Below are 21,505 nucleotides of genomic sequence, written 5' to 3'. Positions count from 1 at the left end.
AGAAGTAAAAAGGAGGAAGTTTGTATGCCAATCAAAGTCATGCCGATTTTCGGCACACGACCGGAAGCGATCAAGATGGCACCACTCGTCAACGTCTTAAAACAAAATCCTGCGTTCGATGTTCATGTCACGATCACGGCACAACACCGGGAAATGCTCGATCAAGTACTAGAGCTGTTTAAGATTACACCCGATCACGATTTGAATATCATGAAGCCCCGCCAAACGTTAGTCGATATCACGACGCGCGGTCTGGAAGGACTGGATGCCGTCATGAAAGAAGTCCAGCCCGATCTTGTGTTGGTCCACGGCGACACGACGACGACGTTCGTCGGAAGTCTTGCGGCTTACTACAACCAAATCGCCGTCGGTCATGTAGAAGCCGGACTCCGTACATACGATAAATATTCACCGTTCCCGGAAGAAGTGAACCGGCAGTTGACGTCGACCTTGGCTGACCTGCATTTCGCACCGACCGATCAGGCGGCAACGAACCTCGCGTCAGAAAATCGCCTGACAGGTGTCTACGTGACGGGCAATACGGCGATTGATGCCTTACAGACGACGGTCCAACCCGATTACGTCCATCCTGTGCTGGAAACAGTCGGTGAACGGAAACTTGTCTTGATGACAGCCCACCGCCGGGAAAATCAAGGCGCGAAGATGCATCAGATGTTCCGCGCGATCCGTCGTCTGGCAGATGATTACCCGGATATCCATATCGTCTATCCCGTCCATTTAAATCCGGTTGTCCAAGAAGCAGCCAAAGATGTGTTTAAAGGGCACGACCGGATTACCTTGATTCCACCGCTTGATGTCTTCGCCTTCCACAACTTCGCTAGTCGGGCGCATCTGATTCTGACTGATTCCGGCGGCGTCCAGGAAGAAGCACCGTCGCTTGGTGTTCCGGTCCTCGTCTTACGCGATACGACAGAACGTCCGGAAGGGGTGAAGGCTGGAACGCTGAAGCTTGCCGGAACGGATGAAGACACGATTTACCGTCTTGCCAGCGAGTTGCTGGACGATAAAGTCGCCTATGCGGAGATGGCGCACGCCTCAAATCCATACGGCGACGGTCACGCCTCAGAACGGATTGCGGCGGCGATTTTAGAACATTTTAATCAGAAAGCGACGTTTGAGCCGTTTCATGTTAAAAACTGACTGACCATCATGACAAAATTGAATAACCGACAAAAAGAACCGGTGCTACCGTCAAAAACGGAGGCATCGGTCCTTTTATGAAACACAACAGATGAAACGAAAGCATCGGACCAAACATCGTGACCGTCCTCGTTTCATGCGACTCCTGGAGGGAAAAGCGCGTTTTTGCGCTGTCAGAGACAAACGAGACCCGGTTTCCTGACCACAAGGGCAGGAAAGCTGGCTTGTGTCTCGCCTGCGGAAAGCGCATGAGGAAGAGGGCGGAACACCTGTCACGATAGCATGACGCGTTATACTTGGGAACGGGTCGGCACTTTTATTAGACAATAACTAATACCACATCATTCCTTTACGCCCAGTGCGACGGTCGAAGCAATCGTTCCGGAAGCCGTGTTCCGGCGTCTCCTTGAGCGGCATTGATTTGGGCCTGTGTTAAAAACAGGGCATCCGTCAGGTCGGCGCCTCGCAGATTACAATCACGCAGATCGGCGCCGAGGAAATTGACGCCGCGTAACTGACAGTGCGACAGATTCGTTGCCAGTAAAAACCGTCCGCGAAGGCTGCAACCGGATAAATTCTGTCGGGAAAGGTTTTTGCCGATCCAGTCGTTCGGGAGTGTCGGTAGTTTTTTCTGATATGGTGCTTGGACAAGTGTTTCGATTTGCGCAAGGAGCGGCAGAATCGTCGCGCGGAGCTGGTCGACGTCGAGTGCGGCGAGTTCAGCCGGAGGTAACCCGGTCTTCGCATCGAGTTCTTGAAGTTTTGTTTTCAAAGCACCATGGATGGAACGGGTTTCCGGTCGGATGCCGTCGGTGAGATACCACATCATTTCCTGAAGGTGGACCATCTTCGGATAGAGGGTGTACATGAGCGGTTTCGTCGAATCGTCATAGATGCCGGAGAACGTCACTTGCGAGATTTGTTGACCGGCTCCGAAACAATCATAGACGGTGCACCCTTTATAGCCGCTCGGACGCAGTCGGTCATGAATCTGACACCGGTAATCGGCATCGAGGTTCCGGCACGGGGTTGCTTCCGGCTTATCGTGTCCGAAGTCGCTCGAAGCGGAAAAGGCGAGCGCTGTGCAACATAAGCCAAAACAGTCCGTGCACCGGACACGAAAACGTTCTGTTTCCATTTTTTCACTTCCTTTTGATGTTCTGTCTTCTTTTTACCATAACGGTCCGTCTGTCGACAATCGTCCGAAAACGTTATTGTCGGAACGGATTAAGCGGAAGACCGATGTGGCGAATCACCTGAAAAAAAGCGTGAGAATCAAAACATCCGTGTGAAATGTATGGTTTTTGTTAAAAAATCAACTGCCGGATGACCTTGAAACGACGAAATCAGATCTGACATTTTGAGCTGTGACAAGGGACACACGAGACGAATTGGAAATCATCTGCCGCCTTTGTTACAAACAGATGTCAGAGGCGTTTTTCTGTCCCGAAACGGAAGCGTTTACAATTGTGAATAAAAATTGTTTTTTCACAAAATCGACACAAATCAAATTTAGACGACTTGTTTCTCATTCCGGAACACGATATAACGTTACTGTTCAATGGTTTTGTTCACCTAGTGAACCATCTCGCTAAACGTTGATAGTACTACATATTTTCTTCACATCTTCGTGAAAAGCGTGGCACGGGATACCTCTGTGAAAACCTTATCAATTGTTGATATACAATGGTTTAGACGGTCCATTTTAATTGTGAATTCATTTGACTATGAAATGGTTCTCATTGTATTCTTGACTAGTATGAAAATCCGCAAATTGTGGGAAAGAAAAAGAGCCCACAACTGGGAAAAGGGGGTCGTCTCTAGTGCGCCAAAACGGGCTCGCAACGAGTATGGTCATGGCCTCGCAAATTTCGACGGCACTTGCCGCACCGATCGTCATCGGCTTTCTTGTTGGGAACTATGGGGAACAGCAGAACTGGTGGCAAAATATGGGGGCGACGTTTTCAGTGTTCATCGGGATTTTCATCGGCATTCTCTGCATGATCGCAATGATCAGGCACTTGTTAGGAGACAAGACATGAACATAATCCTTCAAGATGCGTTGTATCGTGCGTACTTAAGATGGTTCGGACTCTATTATGGAATCCTTGCCGTCCTGTTACTTGTCGGTTATCCGAGTGATCCAGTGATTTATGGGCTGGCATTAGGTGGGGCAGGTAGCTTCATGATTCTGACGCTGCAACGACTCAGCGTCGATCGAATGTATCGTGTAATCGAGCGTGGGCGTAAGCCGATGTCTCGAGGGACCGTATCACGCATGGCGGTCGCGGTACTTTGTGTGATGATCGGTTTGAAGTACGAAACCGAATTGTCATTAACTGCGGTGGTAATAGGCCTTCTCGCCGGCCACGTCATACAATTTTGTGAGTTTTTGACTCACGAACTTAAGCGGGAAAAGAGGTGAATAGTCAAATGAACCACGAAATGCCACTTTACGAAATCCCACTCTGGGGCGACTTCGTTCTGTACGGTAGCTGGACAAACTTGATCACAGTGCTGATTGCAGCTGCTCTCGTTTTCCTGATTGCCGTGGCCGGTACGCGACGTCTAGCGATGAAGCCAACCGGTTTTCAAAACACGCTGGAGTTATTCCTCGAATTCGTTCGCGGAATCATCAGCAGTACGATGGACTGGAAAACAGGGGGTCGCTTCCTAACTTTCGGAATGACACTGTTCCTATTCATCATCGTGTCCAACTTAATGGGTCTTCCCTTTAACGTTGTGACGGGTCACTACATTTGGTTCAACTCACCAACTGCGGATCCGTACGTGACACTTGCACTTTCATCTATGGTAGTGGTCATGAGCCATTATTATGGTGTGAAAATGCGCGGCTTCGGCGCTTATGCAAAAACGTTTATGACGCCGATGTTTATTATTACCATCATCGAGGAGTTCGCAAACACGTTGACGCTCGGTCTTCGTCTTTACGGTAACATCTTCGCGGGTGAGATCATGATTGGTATCATTCTCTCGATCGGTATCATCTCTGGAACGAACGATTTCCAATTCCTCGGACCAGTTGGTGTCATCCTGTCAGCGATTCCAATGTTGATCTGGCAAGGATTCTCTCTCTTCATCGGGGCAATCCAAGCGTATATCTTCCTTATCTTAACGATGGTTTACATCGGACATAAGGCAGCGCACGACCATTAATTCGAAGGTAAAGCATCTGCTTTTCCGATAACCGCACGACCAAATTTCGAACACAATCTAGGGAGGCAATTCATAATGGAACTTATTGCAACAGCGATCATCATCGGACTCGGCGCACTCGGCGCAGGTATCGGTAACGGTCTTATCGTAAACGGTACAGTATTAGGACAAGCACGTCAGCCAGAACTCAAAAACGAACTTCGTCAAACAATGTTCATCGGTATCGGTCTCGTTGAGGCACTTCCAATCATCGGTGTAGCGGTCGGTTTCCTTCTCCTCAACTCTTAATCCGTATTTTACGCATCAAGAACTGAGCTACATAGGGCGTTATTCGTTCCACTAGAGTGAACCGTCATGGGGGCCACGGCTCCCTTATGTAGATATTAGAAGTAGGACCAACCACGAGGGGAGTGTAATCGAATGAATCTCACGTATCTTGCGGCAGAGGCGGGCGGCGAAGGCAACCAACTCTTACTTGCCAATATGATCGTCACGATCGTCGTTTTCCTCTTGCTCCTCATCCTCTTGAAGAAATTCGCATGGGGCCCGCTCATCAACATGATGAAAGCGCGTGAAGAGCATGTGGCGAGCGAGATCAATTCGGCTGAGAAAAGCCGGAAAGACGCTGAAGTCTACGTAGAACAACAACAAGCAGAACTCAACAAGGCACGTACGGAAGCACGTGACCTGTTAGAAGCATCACGCCGTCAAGCTGAGGCAGAACAAGCACGTGCGATGGAGCAGGCACGTCTTGAAACAGAAATGAGCAAGGAAGAAGCTCGCCGTGCAATCGAACGTGAACGCGCTGAAGCACAAGCTGCTTTGAAGAACGATGTTGCTCTTCAAGCAATCGCTGCAGCACGCCACGTCATGAAAACACAGCTTGCGACAGACGAAGCGGCTCAAAAAGCACTCGTCGATCAATTCCTTGCTGACACTAAGGGCACGAACTAATGCGTGACCACGTAGCGGGACGCTACGCAAAAGCGCTCTTCGATCTTGCACTTGAGCACCATGTGCTCGAACAAGCAGAAGCTGATGTGCGAACGCTCGGCGAAGTGCTCCACGCAACACCAGAGCTCGCATCGGTGTTAGACAACCCATCGATTTCTGCAGAAGAGCTGAAGCAAGTACTTCATACGAGCTTCACAGGCTTCAATACCATTGTCTTGAATACCATCCTCGTCATGGTCGAAAACGACCGTGCGGCGGAAGTATTATCATTGCCGGAGCATTTCATCGCGTTGTTGAACGAGCACCGTAACGTTGCGACAGCAATCGTGACAAGTGCATACAAACTGTCAGACGAAGAAATCACGAACGTGAAAGAAACGTTTGGCCAAAAATCAGGTAAAACGCTTGAAGTAGAAAATGTTGTTGATACGAATGTAATCGGTGGACTTCGTGTTCAGATCGGTTACACGACATATGATGGCACGATCGAAACGAAACTAACGCGACTTGAGCGTGAGCTGTTAAAAGCGTAAGAAAATAGGGGTGAAACGCATGAGCATTAGAGCTGAAGAAATCAGCGCCCTGCTTAAAGCGCGTATCGCGCAGTACGGTTCTACGATGGAAGTGAACGAGACAGGTACAGTCATCCAAATCGGTGATGGTATCGCTCGTGCACACGGACTCGACAACGTCATGTCGGGAGAGCTCGTAGAATTCGCTAACGGCACAATGGGCTTGGCGCAAAACTTAGAAGAAGGCAACGTCGGTATCATCATTCTTGGTGACTACCTTGAAATCAAAGAAGGCGACTCTGTTCGCCGTACGGGCCGCATCATGGAAGTACCAACAGGAGACGCGCTCCTCGGACGTGTCGTCAACCCACTCGGTATGCCAATCGATGGTCTTGGTCCAATCGAAACAGAACACTATAACCCAATCGAGCGTAAAGCTTCTGGTGTTATGGCACGTAAATCGGTTCACGAACCACTTCAGACGGGAATCAAGGCAATCGATGCCCTCGTTCCAATCGGTCGTGGACAACGTGAGTTGATCATCGGTGACCGTCAGACGGGTAAGACGTCGATCGCCATCGATACGATCATCAACCAAAAAGAAGAAAACATGATCTGTATCTACGTCGCAATCGGACAAAAAGAATCAACAGTCCGTGGTGTTGTTGAGACACTCCGTAAAAACGGTGCACTTGATTACACGATCGTCGTTTCGGCAGCAGCTTCACAGCCGGCGCCACTTCTTTACCTCGCACCATTCGCTGGTGTAGCGATGGGTGAACACTTCATGGATCTCGGCAAGCACGTTCTTGTCATCTATGATGATCTTTCGAAACAAGCAGCGGCATACCGTGAGCTTTCGCTTCTTCTGAAGCGTCCACCAGGCCGCGAAGCCTACCCGGGTGATGTCTTCTACCTTCACTCACGTCTCCTTGAGCGTGCGGCGAAATTGAACGACGGACTTGGCGCAGGTAGCTTAACAGCACTTCCGTTCATCGAGACACAAGCGTCGGATATCTCGGCTTACATCCCGACAAACGTTATCTCGATCACGGATGGTCAAATCTTCCTTCAATCGGATCTCTTCTTCTCAGGTGTCCGTCCAGCGATCAACCCGGGTCTCTCGGTATCGCGTGTAGGTGGTTCGGCTCAAGTAAAAGCGATGAAGAAGGTAGCGGGTACGCTCCGTCTTGACCTCGCTTCTTACCGTGAGTTAGAAGCCTTTTCACAGTTCGGATCTGACCTTGATAAAGCGACACAATCGAAGCTTAACCGTGGTGAGCGGACAGTAGAGGTTCTGAAACAGGATCTCAACCAACCGTTGACTGTCGATAAGCAAGTCATCATCATCTATGCCTTGACTCGTGGTCACCTTGATGATGTTGCCGTTTCAGATATTCGTCGTTTTGAAAAGGAACTCAACCTTTGGCTCGATCAAAACCGCAAACAACTTTGCGATGAGATCCGTAAAACAGGTAACCTTCCAGCTGACGAAGAAATCGTTACTGCAATCTCAGAATTTAAGAAAACGTTCCAACCGACTGTCTAAGAGATTTCTCTTAGACTCGACTGGACGCTCTTGATACTAACAAGGTGGTGAATCGAAATGGCATCGTTGCGCGAGATACAAATGCGGATCAACTCGACGAAAAGTACGAAACAGATCACGAAAGCGATGAACATGGTTTCGGCGTCGAAACTGAACCGCGCTCAAGCACATAGCGCGAAGTTCCAGCCTTACATGCTGAAAATGCAGGAAGTGCTCGGAACCATTGCGAATGGCACGACAGGTGCTAGCCATCCGATGCTCGAAAAACGTCCTGTCAAAAAGACAGGCTATATCGTCATCACATCGGATCGCGGCTTAGCTGGTGCATATAACGCCAACGTGCTGCGTGAAGTCTACCGGGAAATCAATGAAAAGCATACTACGGACAGTTACGTCTTGTTCGTGGTCGGTAAAGTCGGTGTCCAGTTCTTCCGTTCACGCGGAATTACGGTCACGGACGCGATCACAGGACTAAACGATTCTCCTTCGTATGTCGATGTCGCAGAAATCGTGAAGCGTACAGTGAGTGCGTTCACGCTCGGCGAAATCGACGAACTCAAGCTGTGCTACAACCATTTCTTGTCTGTCATCAGCCAGGAAGTGAAAGTCGAAACCCTTCTCCCGCTCGGAGAAATCGAAGCTTCGTCTTCGACGACTTATGAGTACGAGCCAAGTGAGGAACAAATCCTTTCTGAACTCCTTCCGCGTTATGCGGAGAGCTTGATTTTCGGTGCGCTTCTTGACGCGAAAGTAGCAGAACATGCGTCACGTATGACAGCAATGCAAAGTGCGACAGATAACGCAGATGACTTGATCGGTCGATTGACTCTCGTCTACAACCGGGCTCGACAAGCTGCAATCACGCAAGAAATCACAGAGATCGTCAGTGGAGCCGCTGCTCAGCAGTAAACCACTCGGCGTAATGATAGCTAGGAGGAAACACGATGAACGAACTCGGTTTAAAAGGCCGCGTCGTCGCGGTCATGGGACCTGTCATCGACGTTAAGTTCGACGGACACTTGCCGAACATCTACAACGCGCTTCGTATTCAATATACGCCGCAAACAGTAGAAGAAGTAGCCATCGATTTAACGCTTGAGGTCGCCTTGCATCTTGGTGACGACGTCGTCCGTACCATTGCGATGGATTCTACGGATGGTGTACGCCGCGGAGTGGAAGTACTGGACACTGGTGCTCCAATCTCGGTACCTGTCGGAGAAGCAACGCTTGGTCGCGTCTTCAACGTACTCGGTAACCCAATTGATGAAAAAGAACTCGATGCAACAGTGGAACGTCTTCCGATCCACAAAAAAGCACCGACGTTTGATAACCTTTCAACAAAAGTTGAAATCCTCGAAACAGGAATTAAAGTCGTTGACTTACTCGCTCCTTACATCAAGGGTGGTAAGATCGGTCTCTTCGGTGGTGCCGGTGTAGGTAAGACCGTCCTCATCCAGGAATTGATCAACAACATCGCCCAAGAGCACAGCGGTATCTCGGTATTCGCAGGTGTTGGTGAGCGGACGCGTGAAGGTAATGACTTGTACCATGAGATGACGGATTCAGGCGTTATCAAACAAACGGCGATGGTCTTCGGTCAGATGAACGAGCCGCCGGGCGCACGTCTTCGTGTTGCCTTGACTGGTTTGACAATGGCGGAATACTTCCGTGATGAGCAAGGACAAGACGTTCTTCTCTTCGTCGATAACATCTTCCGTTATACACAAGCAGGTTCAGAGGTATCGGCCCTTCTCGGTCGTATGCCATCTGCCGTTGGTTACCAGCCGACACTTGCTACAGAGATGGGTATGCTTCAAGAGCGTATCACGTCAACAAACAAAGGTTCGGTTACATCGATCCAAGCGGTTTATGTACCAGCTGATGACTATACTGACCCGGCTCCTGCAACGACGTTTGCCCACTTGGATGCAACGACGAACCTTGAGCGCCGTCTCTCTGAGATGGGTATTTATCCTGCCGTGGATCCACTTGCTTCGACTTCACGTGCCCTTTCACCGGAAATCGTCGGCGAAGAGCATTACAGTGTAGCTCGTCAAGTTCAGGAAACACTTCAGCGTTACAAAGAACTTCAAGATATCATCGCGATCCTCGGTATGGACGAGTTGTCTGAAGAAGACAAATTGACTGTACACCGTGCGCGTCGTATCCAGTTCTTCTTGTCGCAGAACTTCCACGTAGCTGAGCAGTTCACAGGACAAAAAGGATCGTACGTCCCGGTTAAGGACACGATCCGCGGCTTCAAAGAAATCCTCGGTGGGAAACACGATGATTTGACGGAAGAAGCATTCCGTCTTGTCGGTCCGATCGAAGATGCGATTGAAAAAGCGAAGACGCTTGTCTAAGTGACAAAGCATAAGGGGGACTTGAGATGAACACACTTCATGTCAATATCGTCACCCCGGATGGCGAAGTGTATGATGGGAATGTTCGTATGGTCGTCGCGAAAACGATATCTGGTGAAATCGGGGTTCTCCCGCACCACGTACCGCTCGTGACACCACTCGACATCAGCATCTTGAAGTTGCGCCACGAAGATGGCGGACGCACGTTGATCGCTATCAGCGGTGGCTTTATGGAAGTGCGCCAGGATACAGTAACGATTCTTGCTGAAACGGCTGAAGCTGCGGAGAAGGTCGATTACGACCGTGCCTCTGCTGCGAAAGTCCGGGCAGAACGTCGTCTCCAGGACACGAAATTATCAGATCTTGAGTTCAAACGCGCTGAGCTTTCATTGAAACGCGCAATCAACCGTCTCAACCTAAAAGAGTACGGTCGCGATTGATCCAAGTAAAAAAAGACCCGGTTTCCATCATGGAAACCGGGTCTTTTTTCATGAACGGTCAATGATTCGGTTTAGGACAACCGTTTTCGCATGGGATTAAGGGATTCAGGTTTAACAACGGTCAAAAAAGTAAAAGTACATTATATGTGTCCTCTTCACACATTTCTCAATCTTATTATGTTGTTTTTTCCAGATTCATCTTTTCATAATATATTTTATACGCTAAAATAAATTATCTTGTGCTTTTTTGTTTGCGCAATCATTCATTGTATGAAATCATGGTAAGGTTGGGAAAAACAAAACAAGAAGAGGTGCAGGAACAGTGACGTCAATCGGTTTAAGTGCGCTAGTCAGTATGCTCGTTTATTTAACAGCCATCATGCTTGCCTGGTGGGCACTCCTTCCTGTCAAATGGGAGAAGTTCCTCCAACATCCTAAAGGTCCGCAGGCTGTCGCCTTACGAGTGTTGCTTGCCATTGCGCTCGGTTCACTTGTCGCCGGATTTTTACTTGATTATTCAGGATTCGCGCAGCGTCTCCAATTTTTAGTCGGATGAACTTGTAACTTCATTGTAAACCTTGAATTGGCAATATGTTTTAGTATGGAACAGGATAGTATTCTTATAATGAAGTAACACAACCATTGTCGAGATGAAAAGTCGTGTTGGATTTGGAATGAGAGATAAACTACAGGGTGTTTCTCTTCTATCATGCGTTGGTCTACAACTATGATCTACACCAATCGCGAATTGAACGAATAGAATAGAAACGAAAGCAGAGGAGCATGAGTAATGGAAAAAATTGTTGTCCGTGGCGGACGTAAATTAGCTGGAACGGTAAAAGTAGAAGGTGCAAAAAACGCAGTCTTAAAAACATTGGTCGCAACGTTGCTTGCTTCAGAAGGCACATCAGTCCTTCAAAATGTCCCGCGTCTTGCAGACGTCTATACGATTAATAACGTCTTACGGAACTTAAATGCAGAAGTCACATTCGATGCAGAAGCAAACACGGTGACGGTTAATGCAGAAGCACAACTAAAAGATGAAGCACCACTTGAATACGTTCGGAAGATGCGTGCGTCAATTCTTGTCATGGGACCACTCCTCGCTCGTCTTGGACGCGCACGCGTTGCGATGCCGGGCGGCTGTGCAATCGGCTCCCGTCCAATCGATCTCCATTTAAAAGGGTTCGAGGCAATGGGCGCAAAAACTATCATCGGTAACGGCTTTGTCGAAGCACAAGTCGACGGTCGCTTACAAGGGGCAAAAATCTACCTCGATTTCCCATCTGTCGGTGCAACTGAAAACATCATGATGGCAGCAACACTTGCTGAAGGGACGACTGTCATCGAGAACGTTGCAAAAGAGCCTGAAATCGTCGATCTCGCGAACTTCCTCAACGCTATGGGTGCAAAAGTCCGCGGTGCCGGAACAGAAACAATCCGCGTCGAAGGTGTTGAAAAACTCCACGGCGGCAACCACTACGTGATTCCAGACCGGATTGAAGCGGGTACGTTCATGATCGCAGCAGCGATCACAGAAGGTGATGTCGAAGTCATCGGTGCAGAACGTGAACACCTTCGTCCATTGATCTCGAAAATGGAAGAGATGGGTGTCAAAATCTCGGATACAGAAGAAGGTCTTCGTGTCGTCGGACCGAAGAAACTGGTTGCGATTGACGTCAAGACGATGCCACACCCTGGCTTCCCGACAGATGTCCAAGCACAAATGATGGCCTTGGTCTTAAAAGCAGAAGGCACATCAGTCATCACGGAAACGGTCTTCGAAAACCGCTTCATGCACGTCGAAGAATTCCGTCGTATGAACGCCGACATCAAAATCGAAGGTCGTTCATCGATCATCACAGGCGGTATCCAGCTTCAAGGAGCAGAAGTGCTTTCAACGGATCTCCGTTCAGGTGCGGCACTTGTCACAGCAGGATTGATTGCTGAAGGCGAAACACGTGTTGGTGCCCTTCACCATATCGATCGCGGATATGTTGATTTCCATCTTAAATTACAAGCACTTGGTGCAGATGTTGAGCGCGTTACAGAAGAAACGGTTGCGATTGAAGAAACAGCCGCGACGAAGCTTTAAGCTCTCATATCATTCTTATTTATTCTTGACGACTTTCTCAAAAAGAAAGTCGTCTCTTTTTGTTACGCTGTGCTAGAATTGAAAGGTATGTATACATAAATGGGTTAGACGTCCAAACGACGTTCTAAATTTTGGAATAATAGCCAGTGGATAAAGGAGATCACGCGAGATGTTTTCAAAAGATATCGGAATTGACCTAGGGACGGCCAATGTCGTCATTCACGTAAAAGGTAAGGGAATCGTGCTCGACGAGCCATCAGTCGTCGCCATCGATAAAGCAACAGGAAAAATTCATGCCGTTGGAACGGAAGCCCACCAGATGGTCGGACGGACACCCGGCAACATCGTAGCGATTCGTCCACTTCGGGACGGCGTCATTGCCGACTTCGAGATGACGGAAGCGATGTTACGTCATTTCATCGACAAAATCGAAGTCCGGAGTATGTTCGGCGGTGTTCGGATGCTGATTTGTACACCGGCCAGCATCACGACGGTTGAAGCGAAAGCAATCCGTCAAGCAGGCGAAAAATCAGGTGCAAAAACCGTGTTCCTCGAAGTGGAACCAAAAGTCGCAGCAGTCGGCGCAGGGATGGACATTTGGATGCCGGCCGGTCACATGGTGATTGATATCGGTGGCGGAACGACGGACGTCGCCGTACTCTCGATGGGAGACATCGTCTGTGGGGAAACGATTAAAGTAGCAGGGGACCGGTTTGATCACGACATCATCCGGGCAATCAAGGATAACCATAAACTGATCATCGGCGAACGGACGGCACAAAACGTCAAGATGACGGTCGCGACCGTTTCAGACGAAGGACGTCAAGAAGAGATGGACATTCGGGGTCGGAATCTCGTGACGGGTCTGCCAGACAACATTACGATTTCTTCGCAGGAGATGCATGAAGCGTTGGCAGAAGCAGCGATGGAAATCGTCGAAGCGACAAAACGGGTGTTGGAGAAAACACCACCGGAACTTGCGGCGGACATCATCGATCGCGGCATCATCCTGACGGGTGGTGGAGCATTGCTTGACGGCATCGATCAGTTGCTCGCAAAAGAACTTGGACTGCCGGTCTTGATCGCAGAAGACCCAATGTTATGTGTCGCGCGGGGAACAGGGATCATGCTCGATAATTTAGGAAAATAAGATACACCAACAAGGGTCATTCCAATTGCGGAATGACCCTTTTTTGATGGAGACGTAAGATGAACCGATGCTGCTGAAACGTGCCGGATTACTGCGTACTGCGCATGAACTCCTGATAGGCGTCAAAATCATGATAGACGATGGCGCTTGGCGGCAAGGAACTGTTCATGGTTTGATTGACAAGTTGATTGAGCGTGGTCCGTGTTTTTCCGTAAAAGGTGATGCTCGGTGTTTCCGGGAGCGCTGTAAATTCGATGGCATACGACAAGCGGTGCTGATGACTCGCGGCATACAAGGCATCCGTCATCGTGATGGCAGCAAGACCATTCCCGCCGCCGTAGACCGTCCGGTAACTCATCAACGTCACTTCATCGGCTAACTCCATTGCCCATTCACTGAGCGGACGACCGGAGGCATCGGAAACGGTATGGAACCAGAACGGTAAAAACAGTTGCAGGGGAAGACTCGCAGCATCACTGACATCTTGAAAAGCGGTTAAGATCCGTTGATAGGAAGCGACGACGGCAGCTTGATCGGTTTCCCACTCCGGTAAGGCATACGGTTCCAAATCGACGCTGATTCCGTCCGGTCGTTCCATCGTTTCCTGCAGATAGACATTGATCCAGGCTAACGGGTCTTCGACGTTCGGACGGTTGGCGGTCCCTTCGTTCGTGATCCAGCGCGGTTGTCCGAATAAAAAGTAGACTTCGATGCCGGCCAGATGAGCTTTTTCAACGAAAGAACGGTAGAGGATACGGTCACCCTCAACAGCGACATGCAGATAGACACGTTTCATCTGTCTGGTGGTCAGCTGATTGATCTTTGTTGAAAGTTGTTTGGCCTCAGGAATCGACCAGATGACGGTATGACGAGTGACGGTGGTCGCTGCTTCACTTGGAACAGGCAGAAGCGAACTGACCACGGCGGCGCAGATGAGACTGACGATGAAACGTTTCATACTCAATCACTCCTCTGATTTCGTTACCTTATTATCGGTCGTTCGGGACGACTTGGATATGAGGCAATAGTCCGGGAGTCATCAGAATCAGTTCAAATCCTAGACATTTCACTTTGTGAAGTGTATATTAGAAGTTGTTGAATTGAAACGGATTTTCCATTAAAAAGGAAGTGATGCCACAATGCCATTGTGGAAACGGAATTTAGTTGTCGTTTGGATTGGCAGTTTTTTGACCGCTGCCGCACTCAGTTTAGTTTTACCGTTTTTGCCCTTATTCATTGAAGAACTTGGTGTCGATGGACGCCAGGAAATCACGACCTGGTCGGGAATCGCCTTTGGGGCGACCTTCCTTGTCGCAGCCATCGTTTCACCGATTTGGGGCCGATTGGCCGATAAAAAAGGTCGGAAATTGATGTTGCTTCGAGCCAGTCTCGGGATGTCGATCGTCATGTTCTTGATCAGCTTCGTCCAAGACGTCTACCAGCTCGTCTTCTTACGTCTTGTCATGGGTGCCGTCTCCGGATTCATTTCCGCCGGGATCACCTTGATTGCCTCACAAACCCCAAAAGAGAAAAGTGGCTGGGCGCTCGGTACATTGTCGACCGGTGGGATTGCCGGTGGCTTATTAGGACCTCTAATCGGAGGATTCCTTGCCGATATGATTGGGCTTCGACCCGTTTTTCTCTTTACGAGCATACCGCTCTTCCTAACCTTCCTCGTCACCTATTTCTTCGTCAAAGAAGAGTTCGTGCCGTTGCAAGTCAAAAAAATGGCTTCTGCGAAGGAAGTCATCCAGTCACTTCGCCATCCGGAATTGATCTTAAGCCTGTTCTTGACGACATTTTTGATTCAGTTCGCCGCACAATCAATCAGTCCGATTTTGTCGCTTTACGTGCGGGAACTCAGTCCCGGAACGGAACGCTTGGCACTGTTATCCGGAATCGTCGCCTCGGCACCCGGGATTGCTGCCTTGATCGCCGCGCAACGACTCGGGCGGTTGTCTGATAAGATCGGAGCGGAACGTGTCTTATTCTTCGCACTGCTCATCTTTGCCGCGTTCTTGATTCCCCAAGCGTTCGTGACCGATACGAGTCAACTAATCGTCTTACGTATGGGAATCGGATTTGCGACAGCTGCCTTGATGCCTTCGGTACAGACACTGCTTCGCAAACATACACCGGCGAACGCATCGGGCCGGATTTTTGGTTATAACCAATCGGCCCAGTTCATGGGGAATTTCCTCGGACCATTGGCAGGCGGTCAAATTGCCGGTCACTTCGGTTTTGAAGCGTTGTTCCTGTTCACCGGTTTGATCGTCATCACGAATGCCGTGCTGGAGCGGACACAAACAGCGGTACTCAGTAAAAAACATTCATAAGGAAGGAAATGCTGTGTCGCTTAATTCGCGACACAGTATTTTTGGATTTCATCAAGACAACATGAAGAATTCATCAAGTTTCAATTGTTGAGAGTTCTCGAGGGCTTTCATGATTTGACCGGACTGGGCACGGACCTTGTAATCCGCCGAATAGTGGAATAGACCATTATCCAGTTCCGTCAAAGCGAGCGGTTCAATTAATGTTTTCGGATGGATGACATCCGTTAATTGAAGCGACAGTTCGATTTGATGATCGACGGGCAGACGGATCGAAGCGTAGAAATGAACGGAACGATTCGTACTGCGGGTGATCAAAATCGGTGACGCTCCGACATTAACTTCTTTTCCATTCAGCCGGGTGATGGAAATCTGTCCATGAAGAGAAGGTAACGGTTTTTTTGGTGATTGTTTCAGCGATTCGATTGGCTGCAGGACAGATTGTGTTAAGAGAGCCGCCAATCGCTCAGAACTAACAGGACGGCTGAATAAGTAGCCTTGGACTGCATCACATTCCAACTCACGGAATGTATCGAGTTGATCGAGTGTTTCAACTCCTTCTGCGACGACAGTTAACTGAAACTCTTTTGCAAAATAGACGATGCTTTTGATCAGCGAGGTCGTACGGCTGTCTTCTTCCGGAAGGCTCGCGAAGGAACGATCAAGCTTTAGGATGCTGATGGGATACGTGGACAGGCTGGTCAAGGATGACACGCCGCTGCCGTATCCGTCGAGTATCAAATGGATGCCAAGCTGATGCAGTTGCTGTAACGTTTCTTTGACGAACTCACTTTCATGAAGTAACGCCGTTTCTTGAAGTTCCAGTTGCAAGTACCGGGCCGGAACCTGATACCGGTGCAGAGACGTTCTGACACTCTGGACAAAATCGCCGTGTAACAGTTGTTTGGAGGACAGATTGATGGAAATCGGGACGACCGGTAATGCTTTTTTTAACAAGGTTTGGAGCGTCTGGCAGACAGTCTCAAGGACCCACTCACCGATCGGAAGATAACACTGTCCTTCTTCGGATAACGGAATGAAGTCCTGCGGCGGAATACGTCCCCATTCTGGGTGGTCCCAACGAATCAAAGCCTCAAAAGCAAGGATCTGTCCACTCCAAATATCGACTTTCGGCTGATACTCGAGAAACAATTCGTCTTGATCAATCGCATCACGTAAACTTTGTTCCAGTTGATGCCGGCGATAGATTTCAAGATCGAGCTGGGATGTATAAAATTCGTAGGCGGATTGCTTTTTCAATTTAGCCCGCGTCAGTGCCCGGTTCGCAGCATGTAACAGTTCAGTGGCTGTCGTCTGTTCGTCCTGAAAATGACTCACGCCAATCGCGAGTTCTGCGGTCAGTTCATAGCCGTCAATTGGCAGGCGTCTCGTATTGAGCTCGAGAAGGTCGAGGCAAATCTTTTTAAGATGTCCTTCATCAAACGGCTCAGTCAACAAGACAGCATAATGATCTCCTGCGATGCGTGAAGCATAAACATCCGGTAAGTAGTGAGTCAGAAGCTGGCTCGTTTTGATGAGCCATTGATCACCGGTATCATAACCAATCCGTTCATTGATGTGATTCAACTGATTAAAGTCAATCGAGAGGACGGTAAACGGATGTTTTCTTCGTATGAGGTGATCCATTTCTTCGAGGAACAGTGTCCGGTTCGGGAGACCGGTCAATTGATCATACATTGAGAGTTTTCGAATCTCCTCCTGTTGCTGTTTCAGAACAGTAATGTCGGAGACAATCCCTTGATGCCCCGTGATGTGTTGGATCGCATCTTGGAGCGGAATCCGGATTTCTTCCAACCACGTCCATTCGTTAGCCAGTTTTAGGCGATAGGTCAGGCGGACTGTTTCGCCTTGCAGAATCCGTTCGTCGGCTTGCAGTACCTCGCCTAAGTCGTCCGGGTGCAATAACTCACGTGTCGCTGAGGGGTGACTTGCAAACCGCTCTAAATAGGAAGGGTAAGCATCTAAAAAACCATTCGCGAAGAAGTGAACAGCACCGGAAGCATATTCTTTTTGGTAGATGACGGTTTCGACACTGGAGAAGAAGTGATGAATGGATGTGGGCTCAGAATGTTGTTCGTGTTCGTTTGAGAGCGGATTCATTTCTTGGAACAAAAAAGTGAACAGTTCCTGATGCTCGTCCTGAATGCGAAGACCCTGGCACTGTATGTGTTTCCTATACTGCTGTTTTCGATTGAGACGCAGGTGACAGGACACCGTGTTATCACCGTTTGTTCGCAGACGCGTGAACAGTTCTTCAAAGAGAGGGCGATCGTCCGGATGGATTTCGAGTAAGAAATCTTCGTAATCGATTGAGGCTAAGCGGTGTTGCGACAGGTCGAGCAGTGAGGCAAAGTAAGTCGAAAAAGACAGCCGGTCAGTCGTCGGCTGATAATCGAGAAACGCAATCCCCGGAATCGATTCCGTCAATTTTTCTTTTACGGTCAAGCGTGTATGCTGGAGACGCAGATGAATATGTTGCGAGATGTCACGTGCAATCCCGTAAATGCCAATGATGACATGGTTTTGATAAATCGGAATGTTCGTAACGTTCATCGTCAAGAGATGTCCTTCACGGTGGGACACTTCTGCTGTGAAATGAACAGTCTCTCCGTTTAAGGCACGTTGTTTGAAGGGGGCAATTCGAGCAGCTTCCGTCGGTGTGATGAAATCACTGAAATGTTGATGCTGAAGTTGTTTTCCACCATATCCTAGCAGAAGCGAAAGTTTTTGATTAAAGGAGACGATATGTCCGTCCAGATTGAGCGTATAAACGGCATCGGGATGATTCTCTAAAAAATGAGTCGCATCGATTAGCTGTTTGAAATCGAGAGAACCGTTGATGAAGGATTCGGTATTCTTCTTTTTGAAGAAGGGCATAATCTCACCTCGCTTAATGTCGTCATAGGTTAATTATAACAATTTATGGGATTTAGTCATATAAAGTCCCTTAAAAAATAAGCAAATGTTTTTGAACAACAGGTGTAGGTCTTTCGATTCATCTATTTTTCTCATTTCCTTATTTTCGAAAAAACATCAAATGTCTAGAAAATAGACCGATATACTAGAAGGAATAGAATTGAACAATAAGTCAATGAGGAGCCAATAGATATGTTACGAGGAATGTATACGGCATCAAACGCTATGCAGTCATTACAACGGCAACAAGAGATGTTAAGTAACAACCTGGCGAACGCCCGGACACCCGGTTTCCGAGCCGATCAGGCGTCACTTCGGACGTTCCCGGAGATGATGATCCAGCAGGCGGGCGTCAATGAACGAACAGGCATCCGGTCACGCGGAACGGTCGGGACACTGGCGACCGGCGTCTTCATGCAGGCGGCGACACCAAACTTCGCCCTCGGTTCGATTACGGAGACGGGAAATGCGACGGATATCCAAATCAGTTCCCTTGAAGGAGCGGCACTCTTTACGGTCCGGCATACGGATCCGGCGACCGGTGAAGAAGAAACCCTTTATACGACCAATGGTCAGTTCGCCGTCGGACAAGACGGTCTCTTGCGGACGACGGAAAACGATCTTGTGCTCGATGCAGACGGTCAACCGTTGAACGTCGTCAATGAAGATTTCATTGTCAGCGCAGATGGTGCTGTCACGGACGGCAATGGTCAGGCAATCGGGAATCTTGGTCTTGTCGTGACGAATCAGCCGGAGACGTTGGAGCGCACGGGCAACGGTCTGTTCCGGTCACCGGACGCATTGAATGCCGGTGCGGTCAAAGTTGATCAAGGTGTCCTTGAACTCGGAAACGTCGAAGTCGAACAGACGATGACACAGATGAACGCCGGTCTCCGCCAGTTTGAAGCCAATCAGAAAGTCATCCAAGCGTACGACCGGACTGCCGAAAGAGCCGTCTCGGAAGTCGGACGCGTCCGTTAATCAAGGAGGAAATTCATGCAATCACTTTATACATCAGCCAGCACGATGGCTCAGCTCCAGAAGCAGCTCGATACGACGGGACATAATCTGGCGAATGCCAATACGAACGGTTACAAACGCCGGGACTCACAGTTCAATGAACTGTTGGTCCGCAATCTCAACAATCAGCCGGGCGGTCTCGTGACCGGACCGTTGACGACACCGGAAGGACTGCGGCTCGGTGTTGGTGGATATGTCGCCAATGAAGCGACACGGTTTACGACAGGGACGTTCCAGAACACGGGACGGAAACTCGATGCTGCGCTCAGTAATCCGCATCATTTCTTTGGTGTGATTGATGCAGACGGCGTGACGAAATTTACGCGGGACGGCAATTTTGAATTGTCACCGCAAGCGAACGGACAAGTCCTGTTGACGGATGATGCCGGCCGTTCTGTCATCAATCAGGCGAACGAACCGATTACGTTTCCGGATACGGCGACATCGATTGAACTGAACAAAGACGGCAACATCACGGGCGTCTTAAACGGGGAACGACGGGTCCTCGCCCGGATTGGCGTCGCCGATATTCCGAACCACGGCGAACTGACGGATGTCGGTGCCGGACTATTCACGGCGACGGGACAATACGAGAATGCGGCAGGAAATCCGTTGACGGTCGGAACACTTGAGACTTCAAACGTTGACATGGGGACAGAGATGACGAACTTGACGCAGATTCAGCGGGCCTACCAGTTCAATTCCAAAGCCTTGACGACATCGGATCAGATGATGGGAATCGTGACGTCACTTAAGTAAAAGAGATAATAAATGAAACGAACGACGCAATAAACAACGGGCTGCGATCTGAGGATCGCAGCCCGTTGTTTGTTTAAGGTGTAATGTTTTTTAACGAAAGGTAGATGGCAGCCATATCGGCATCACCATGACCATCCTTGAGTGCTTGCTGATAGTGGGTGTGCGCGGTCTTCGCAAGCGGGAGATCAAGCGTCAGTCGTGTTGCGGCTTCCGTTATCAGCCCGAGATCCTTTGCCATCAAACGAAGAGGAAACGCGGTCGGAAAGTTTTCCTGACGGTACATGTCTTGTTTTCCCTGGAAGAGCGGTGTGTTCATGCCGGAGGCACCAATCAATTGCAACAGCTTGTCCTTGTCGAGCCCGGATTGCTCGCCGAGCAAGAGGGTCTCGGCAACGCCTTCACCGACAAGCGCCAGCAACAGGTTGATCGCGAGCTTGGCGGAGCTGCCGTTTCCGTGTGCCCCGAAATGAATACTTTCTTTCCCAAGTACCTCGAAGTACGGGCGACAGACGGCAATCGCCTTCTCGTCTCCACCGAGCAGTAAGACGAGTTGTCCCGCTTCCGCGACACCGACCGAGCCGGACACGGGAGCCTCGAGATAGGTCCCACCCGCCTGTTCGACGTGTCGAGCGTATTCAAGGGATTGTTCCGGAGAGACGGTACTTAAGTTGACGATCAGTTTGTCCGACAGTGTCCCTGACAGCAAGCCGTCCTCCTGCTCAAGAATTGCTGTGACGGCAGGACCGTCTGCCAACATGATGAAGATGATATCGGACTGTTCGACGACCGCGCGGGGCGTAGCGAGTTTGACTGCGCCTTCCGTGACCAGTGGTGCGGTTTTTTCTGCTGTCCGATTATAGACGTTGATGGAATACCCGGCACGTCTGAGACGTAACGCCATCGGCACCCCCATATGACCTAATCCAATCCACCCGAGTGACATTCAAACGACTCCTTCCATTTGATTCATTTCTTCTGACAGTTGATAGTACCCGTGATGTAAAAATCCGTAACCTGACCACAAGATATGAAAAAAAGCGTGCCCTTTGAAACAG

The 21,505-nt window shown here is 49.3% G+C and carries 21 protein-coding genes; 17 read left to right on the top strand and 4 right to left on the bottom strand.

Annotated elements, in window-relative coordinates:
* The first annotated feature begins 24 nt into the window (after positions 1-24).
* On the top strand, positions 25-1,161 hold the full coding sequence (gene wecB, locus D3D03_RS14450) for a non-hydrolyzing UDP-N-acetylglucosamine 2-epimerase (protein ID WP_119923971.1): 1,137 nt from the start codon (positions 25-27) through the stop codon (positions 1,159-1,161).
* 349 nt (positions 1,162-1,510) lie between these two features.
* Here wecB and D3D03_RS14445 read toward each other — a convergent pair whose 3' ends face one another.
* Positions 1,511-2,299, bottom strand: a complete 789-nt coding sequence (locus tag D3D03_RS14445) for a pentapeptide repeat-containing protein (RefSeq protein ID WP_119923970.1) — start codon at positions 2,297-2,299, stop codon at positions 1,511-1,513.
* A gap of 685 nt (positions 2,300-2,984) precedes the next feature.
* Between D3D03_RS14445 and D3D03_RS14440 the strand changes: the two genes are divergently transcribed.
* From D3D03_RS14440 to mreB, 13 genes are all read left to right on the top strand, one after another.
* The gene (locus tag D3D03_RS14440; RefSeq protein WP_028105579.1) at positions 2,985-3,203 is read left to right on the top strand and encodes an AtpZ/AtpI family protein; all 219 of its coding nucleotides are present in this window, start codon (positions 2,985-2,987) and stop codon (positions 3,201-3,203) included.
* Positions 3,200-3,586: an ATP synthase subunit I gene (locus tag D3D03_RS14435; RefSeq protein WP_026831925.1), complete on the top strand. Its 387-nt coding sequence runs from the start codon at positions 3,200-3,202 to the stop codon at positions 3,584-3,586. Before D3D03_RS14440 ends, D3D03_RS14435 begins: the two co-directional genes overlap by 4 nt.
* Positions 3,587-3,594: 8 nt before the next feature.
* Positions 3,595-4,338, top strand: a complete 744-nt coding sequence (gene atpB / locus D3D03_RS14430) for a F0F1 ATP synthase subunit A (protein WP_028105580.1) — start codon at positions 3,595-3,597, stop codon at positions 4,336-4,338.
* 75 nt (positions 4,339-4,413) lie between these two features.
* Positions 4,414-4,626, top strand: a complete 213-nt coding sequence (atpE, locus tag D3D03_RS14425; protein ID WP_012371545.1) for a F0F1 ATP synthase subunit C — start codon at positions 4,414-4,416, stop codon at positions 4,624-4,626.
* Positions 4,627-4,758: 132 nt separating this feature from the next.
* Positions 4,759-5,292: a F0F1 ATP synthase subunit B gene (gene atpF / locus D3D03_RS14420; protein WP_026831927.1), complete on the top strand. Its 534-nt coding sequence runs from the start codon at positions 4,759-4,761 to the stop codon at positions 5,290-5,292.
* Positions 5,292-5,825, top strand: coding sequence for a F0F1 ATP synthase subunit delta (locus tag D3D03_RS14415; RefSeq protein WP_026831928.1), 534 nt, complete (start codon positions 5,292-5,294; stop codon positions 5,823-5,825). The genes atpF and D3D03_RS14415 overlap by 1 nt, the downstream gene beginning before the upstream one ends.
* Before the next feature lie 19 nt (positions 5,826-5,844).
* Positions 5,845-7,353 (top strand): F0F1 ATP synthase subunit alpha, encoded by a 1,509-nt coding sequence (gene atpA, locus D3D03_RS14410; RefSeq protein WP_012371542.1) that lies wholly within the window; start codon positions 5,845-5,847, stop codon positions 7,351-7,353.
* 57 nt (positions 7,354-7,410) lie between these two features.
* The gene (gene atpG, locus D3D03_RS14405; protein WP_026831929.1) at positions 7,411-8,262 is read left to right on the top strand and encodes an ATP synthase F1 subunit gamma; all 852 of its coding nucleotides are present in this window, start codon (positions 7,411-7,413) and stop codon (positions 8,260-8,262) included.
* A 35-nt stretch (positions 8,263-8,297) separates the two neighbouring features.
* On the top strand, positions 8,298-9,716 hold the full coding sequence (gene atpD, locus D3D03_RS14400; protein WP_026831930.1) for a F0F1 ATP synthase subunit beta: 1,419 nt from the start codon (positions 8,298-8,300) through the stop codon (positions 9,714-9,716).
* A gap of 26 nt (positions 9,717-9,742) precedes the next feature.
* Positions 9,743-10,156, top strand: coding sequence for a F0F1 ATP synthase subunit epsilon (locus tag D3D03_RS14395; protein WP_026831931.1), 414 nt, complete (start codon positions 9,743-9,745; stop codon positions 10,154-10,156).
* Between the two features lie 322 nt (positions 10,157-10,478).
* Entirely contained in the window at positions 10,479-10,712 is a 234-nt protein-coding gene (locus D3D03_RS14390) for a DUF1146 family protein (RefSeq protein ID WP_026831932.1), read from the top strand.
* A gap of 234 nt (positions 10,713-10,946) precedes the next feature.
* Positions 10,947-12,251: a UDP-N-acetylglucosamine 1-carboxyvinyltransferase gene (gene murA / locus D3D03_RS14385; RefSeq protein ID WP_119923969.1), complete on the top strand. Its 1,305-nt coding sequence runs from the start codon at positions 10,947-10,949 to the stop codon at positions 12,249-12,251.
* A gap of 169 nt (positions 12,252-12,420) precedes the next feature.
* Positions 12,421-13,401 (top strand): rod shape-determining protein MreB, encoded by a 981-nt coding sequence (gene mreB, locus D3D03_RS14380; RefSeq protein WP_028105581.1) that lies wholly within the window; start codon positions 12,421-12,423, stop codon positions 13,399-13,401.
* A gap of 88 nt (positions 13,402-13,489) precedes the next feature.
* On the opposite strand, the gene D3D03_RS14375 is transcribed toward mreB, so the two are convergent.
* Positions 13,490-14,359: a hypothetical protein gene (locus D3D03_RS14375; protein WP_119923968.1), complete on the bottom strand. Its 870-nt coding sequence runs from the start codon at positions 14,357-14,359 to the stop codon at positions 13,490-13,492.
* Positions 14,360-14,540: 181 nt separating this feature from the next.
* On the opposite strand from D3D03_RS14375, the gene D3D03_RS14370 reads away from it, so the two are divergent.
* Positions 14,541-15,737, top strand: a complete 1,197-nt coding sequence (locus D3D03_RS14370) for a multidrug efflux MFS transporter (protein ID WP_026831936.1) — start codon at positions 14,541-14,543, stop codon at positions 15,735-15,737.
* Positions 15,738-15,788: 51 nt separating this feature from the next.
* Here the strand turns inward: D3D03_RS14370 and D3D03_RS16925 are convergent, their stop codons facing one another.
* Entirely contained in the window at positions 15,789-18,632 is a 2,844-nt protein-coding gene (locus D3D03_RS16925) for a sensor domain-containing protein (RefSeq protein ID WP_233550718.1), read from the bottom strand.
* A 231-nt stretch (positions 18,633-18,863) separates the two neighbouring features.
* Between D3D03_RS16925 and D3D03_RS14355 the strand changes: the two genes are divergently transcribed.
* Together D3D03_RS14355 and D3D03_RS14350 are read left to right on the top strand one after the other, a co-directional pair.
* Positions 18,864-19,652 carry a flagellar hook-basal body protein gene (locus D3D03_RS14355; RefSeq protein WP_119923967.1) on the top strand — a complete coding sequence of 263 codons (789 nt, stop codon included), beginning with the start codon at positions 18,864-18,866 and terminating at the stop codon, positions 19,650-19,652.
* Positions 19,653-19,667: 15 nt separating this feature from the next.
* Entirely contained in the window at positions 19,668-20,450 is a 783-nt protein-coding gene (locus D3D03_RS14350) for a flagellar hook-basal body protein (RefSeq protein WP_119923966.1), read from the top strand.
* Positions 20,451-20,523: 73 nt separating this feature from the next.
* Here the strand turns inward: D3D03_RS14350 and D3D03_RS14345 are convergent, their stop codons facing one another.
* Positions 20,524-21,393 (bottom strand): NAD(P)-dependent oxidoreductase, encoded by an 870-nt coding sequence (locus D3D03_RS14345; protein WP_119923965.1) that lies wholly within the window; start codon positions 21,391-21,393, stop codon positions 20,524-20,526.
* Positions 21,394-21,505: the final 112 nt, after the last annotated feature.

The organism is Exiguobacterium sp. RIT452 (genome assembly GCF_003598705.1).
GTDB lineage: Bacteria > Bacillota > Bacilli > Exiguobacteriales > Exiguobacteriaceae > Exiguobacterium_A > Exiguobacterium_A undae.
The sequence above is the reverse complement of the archived record's forward strand: the minus strand, read 5'-3'. Positions and strand labels throughout refer to the sequence as shown.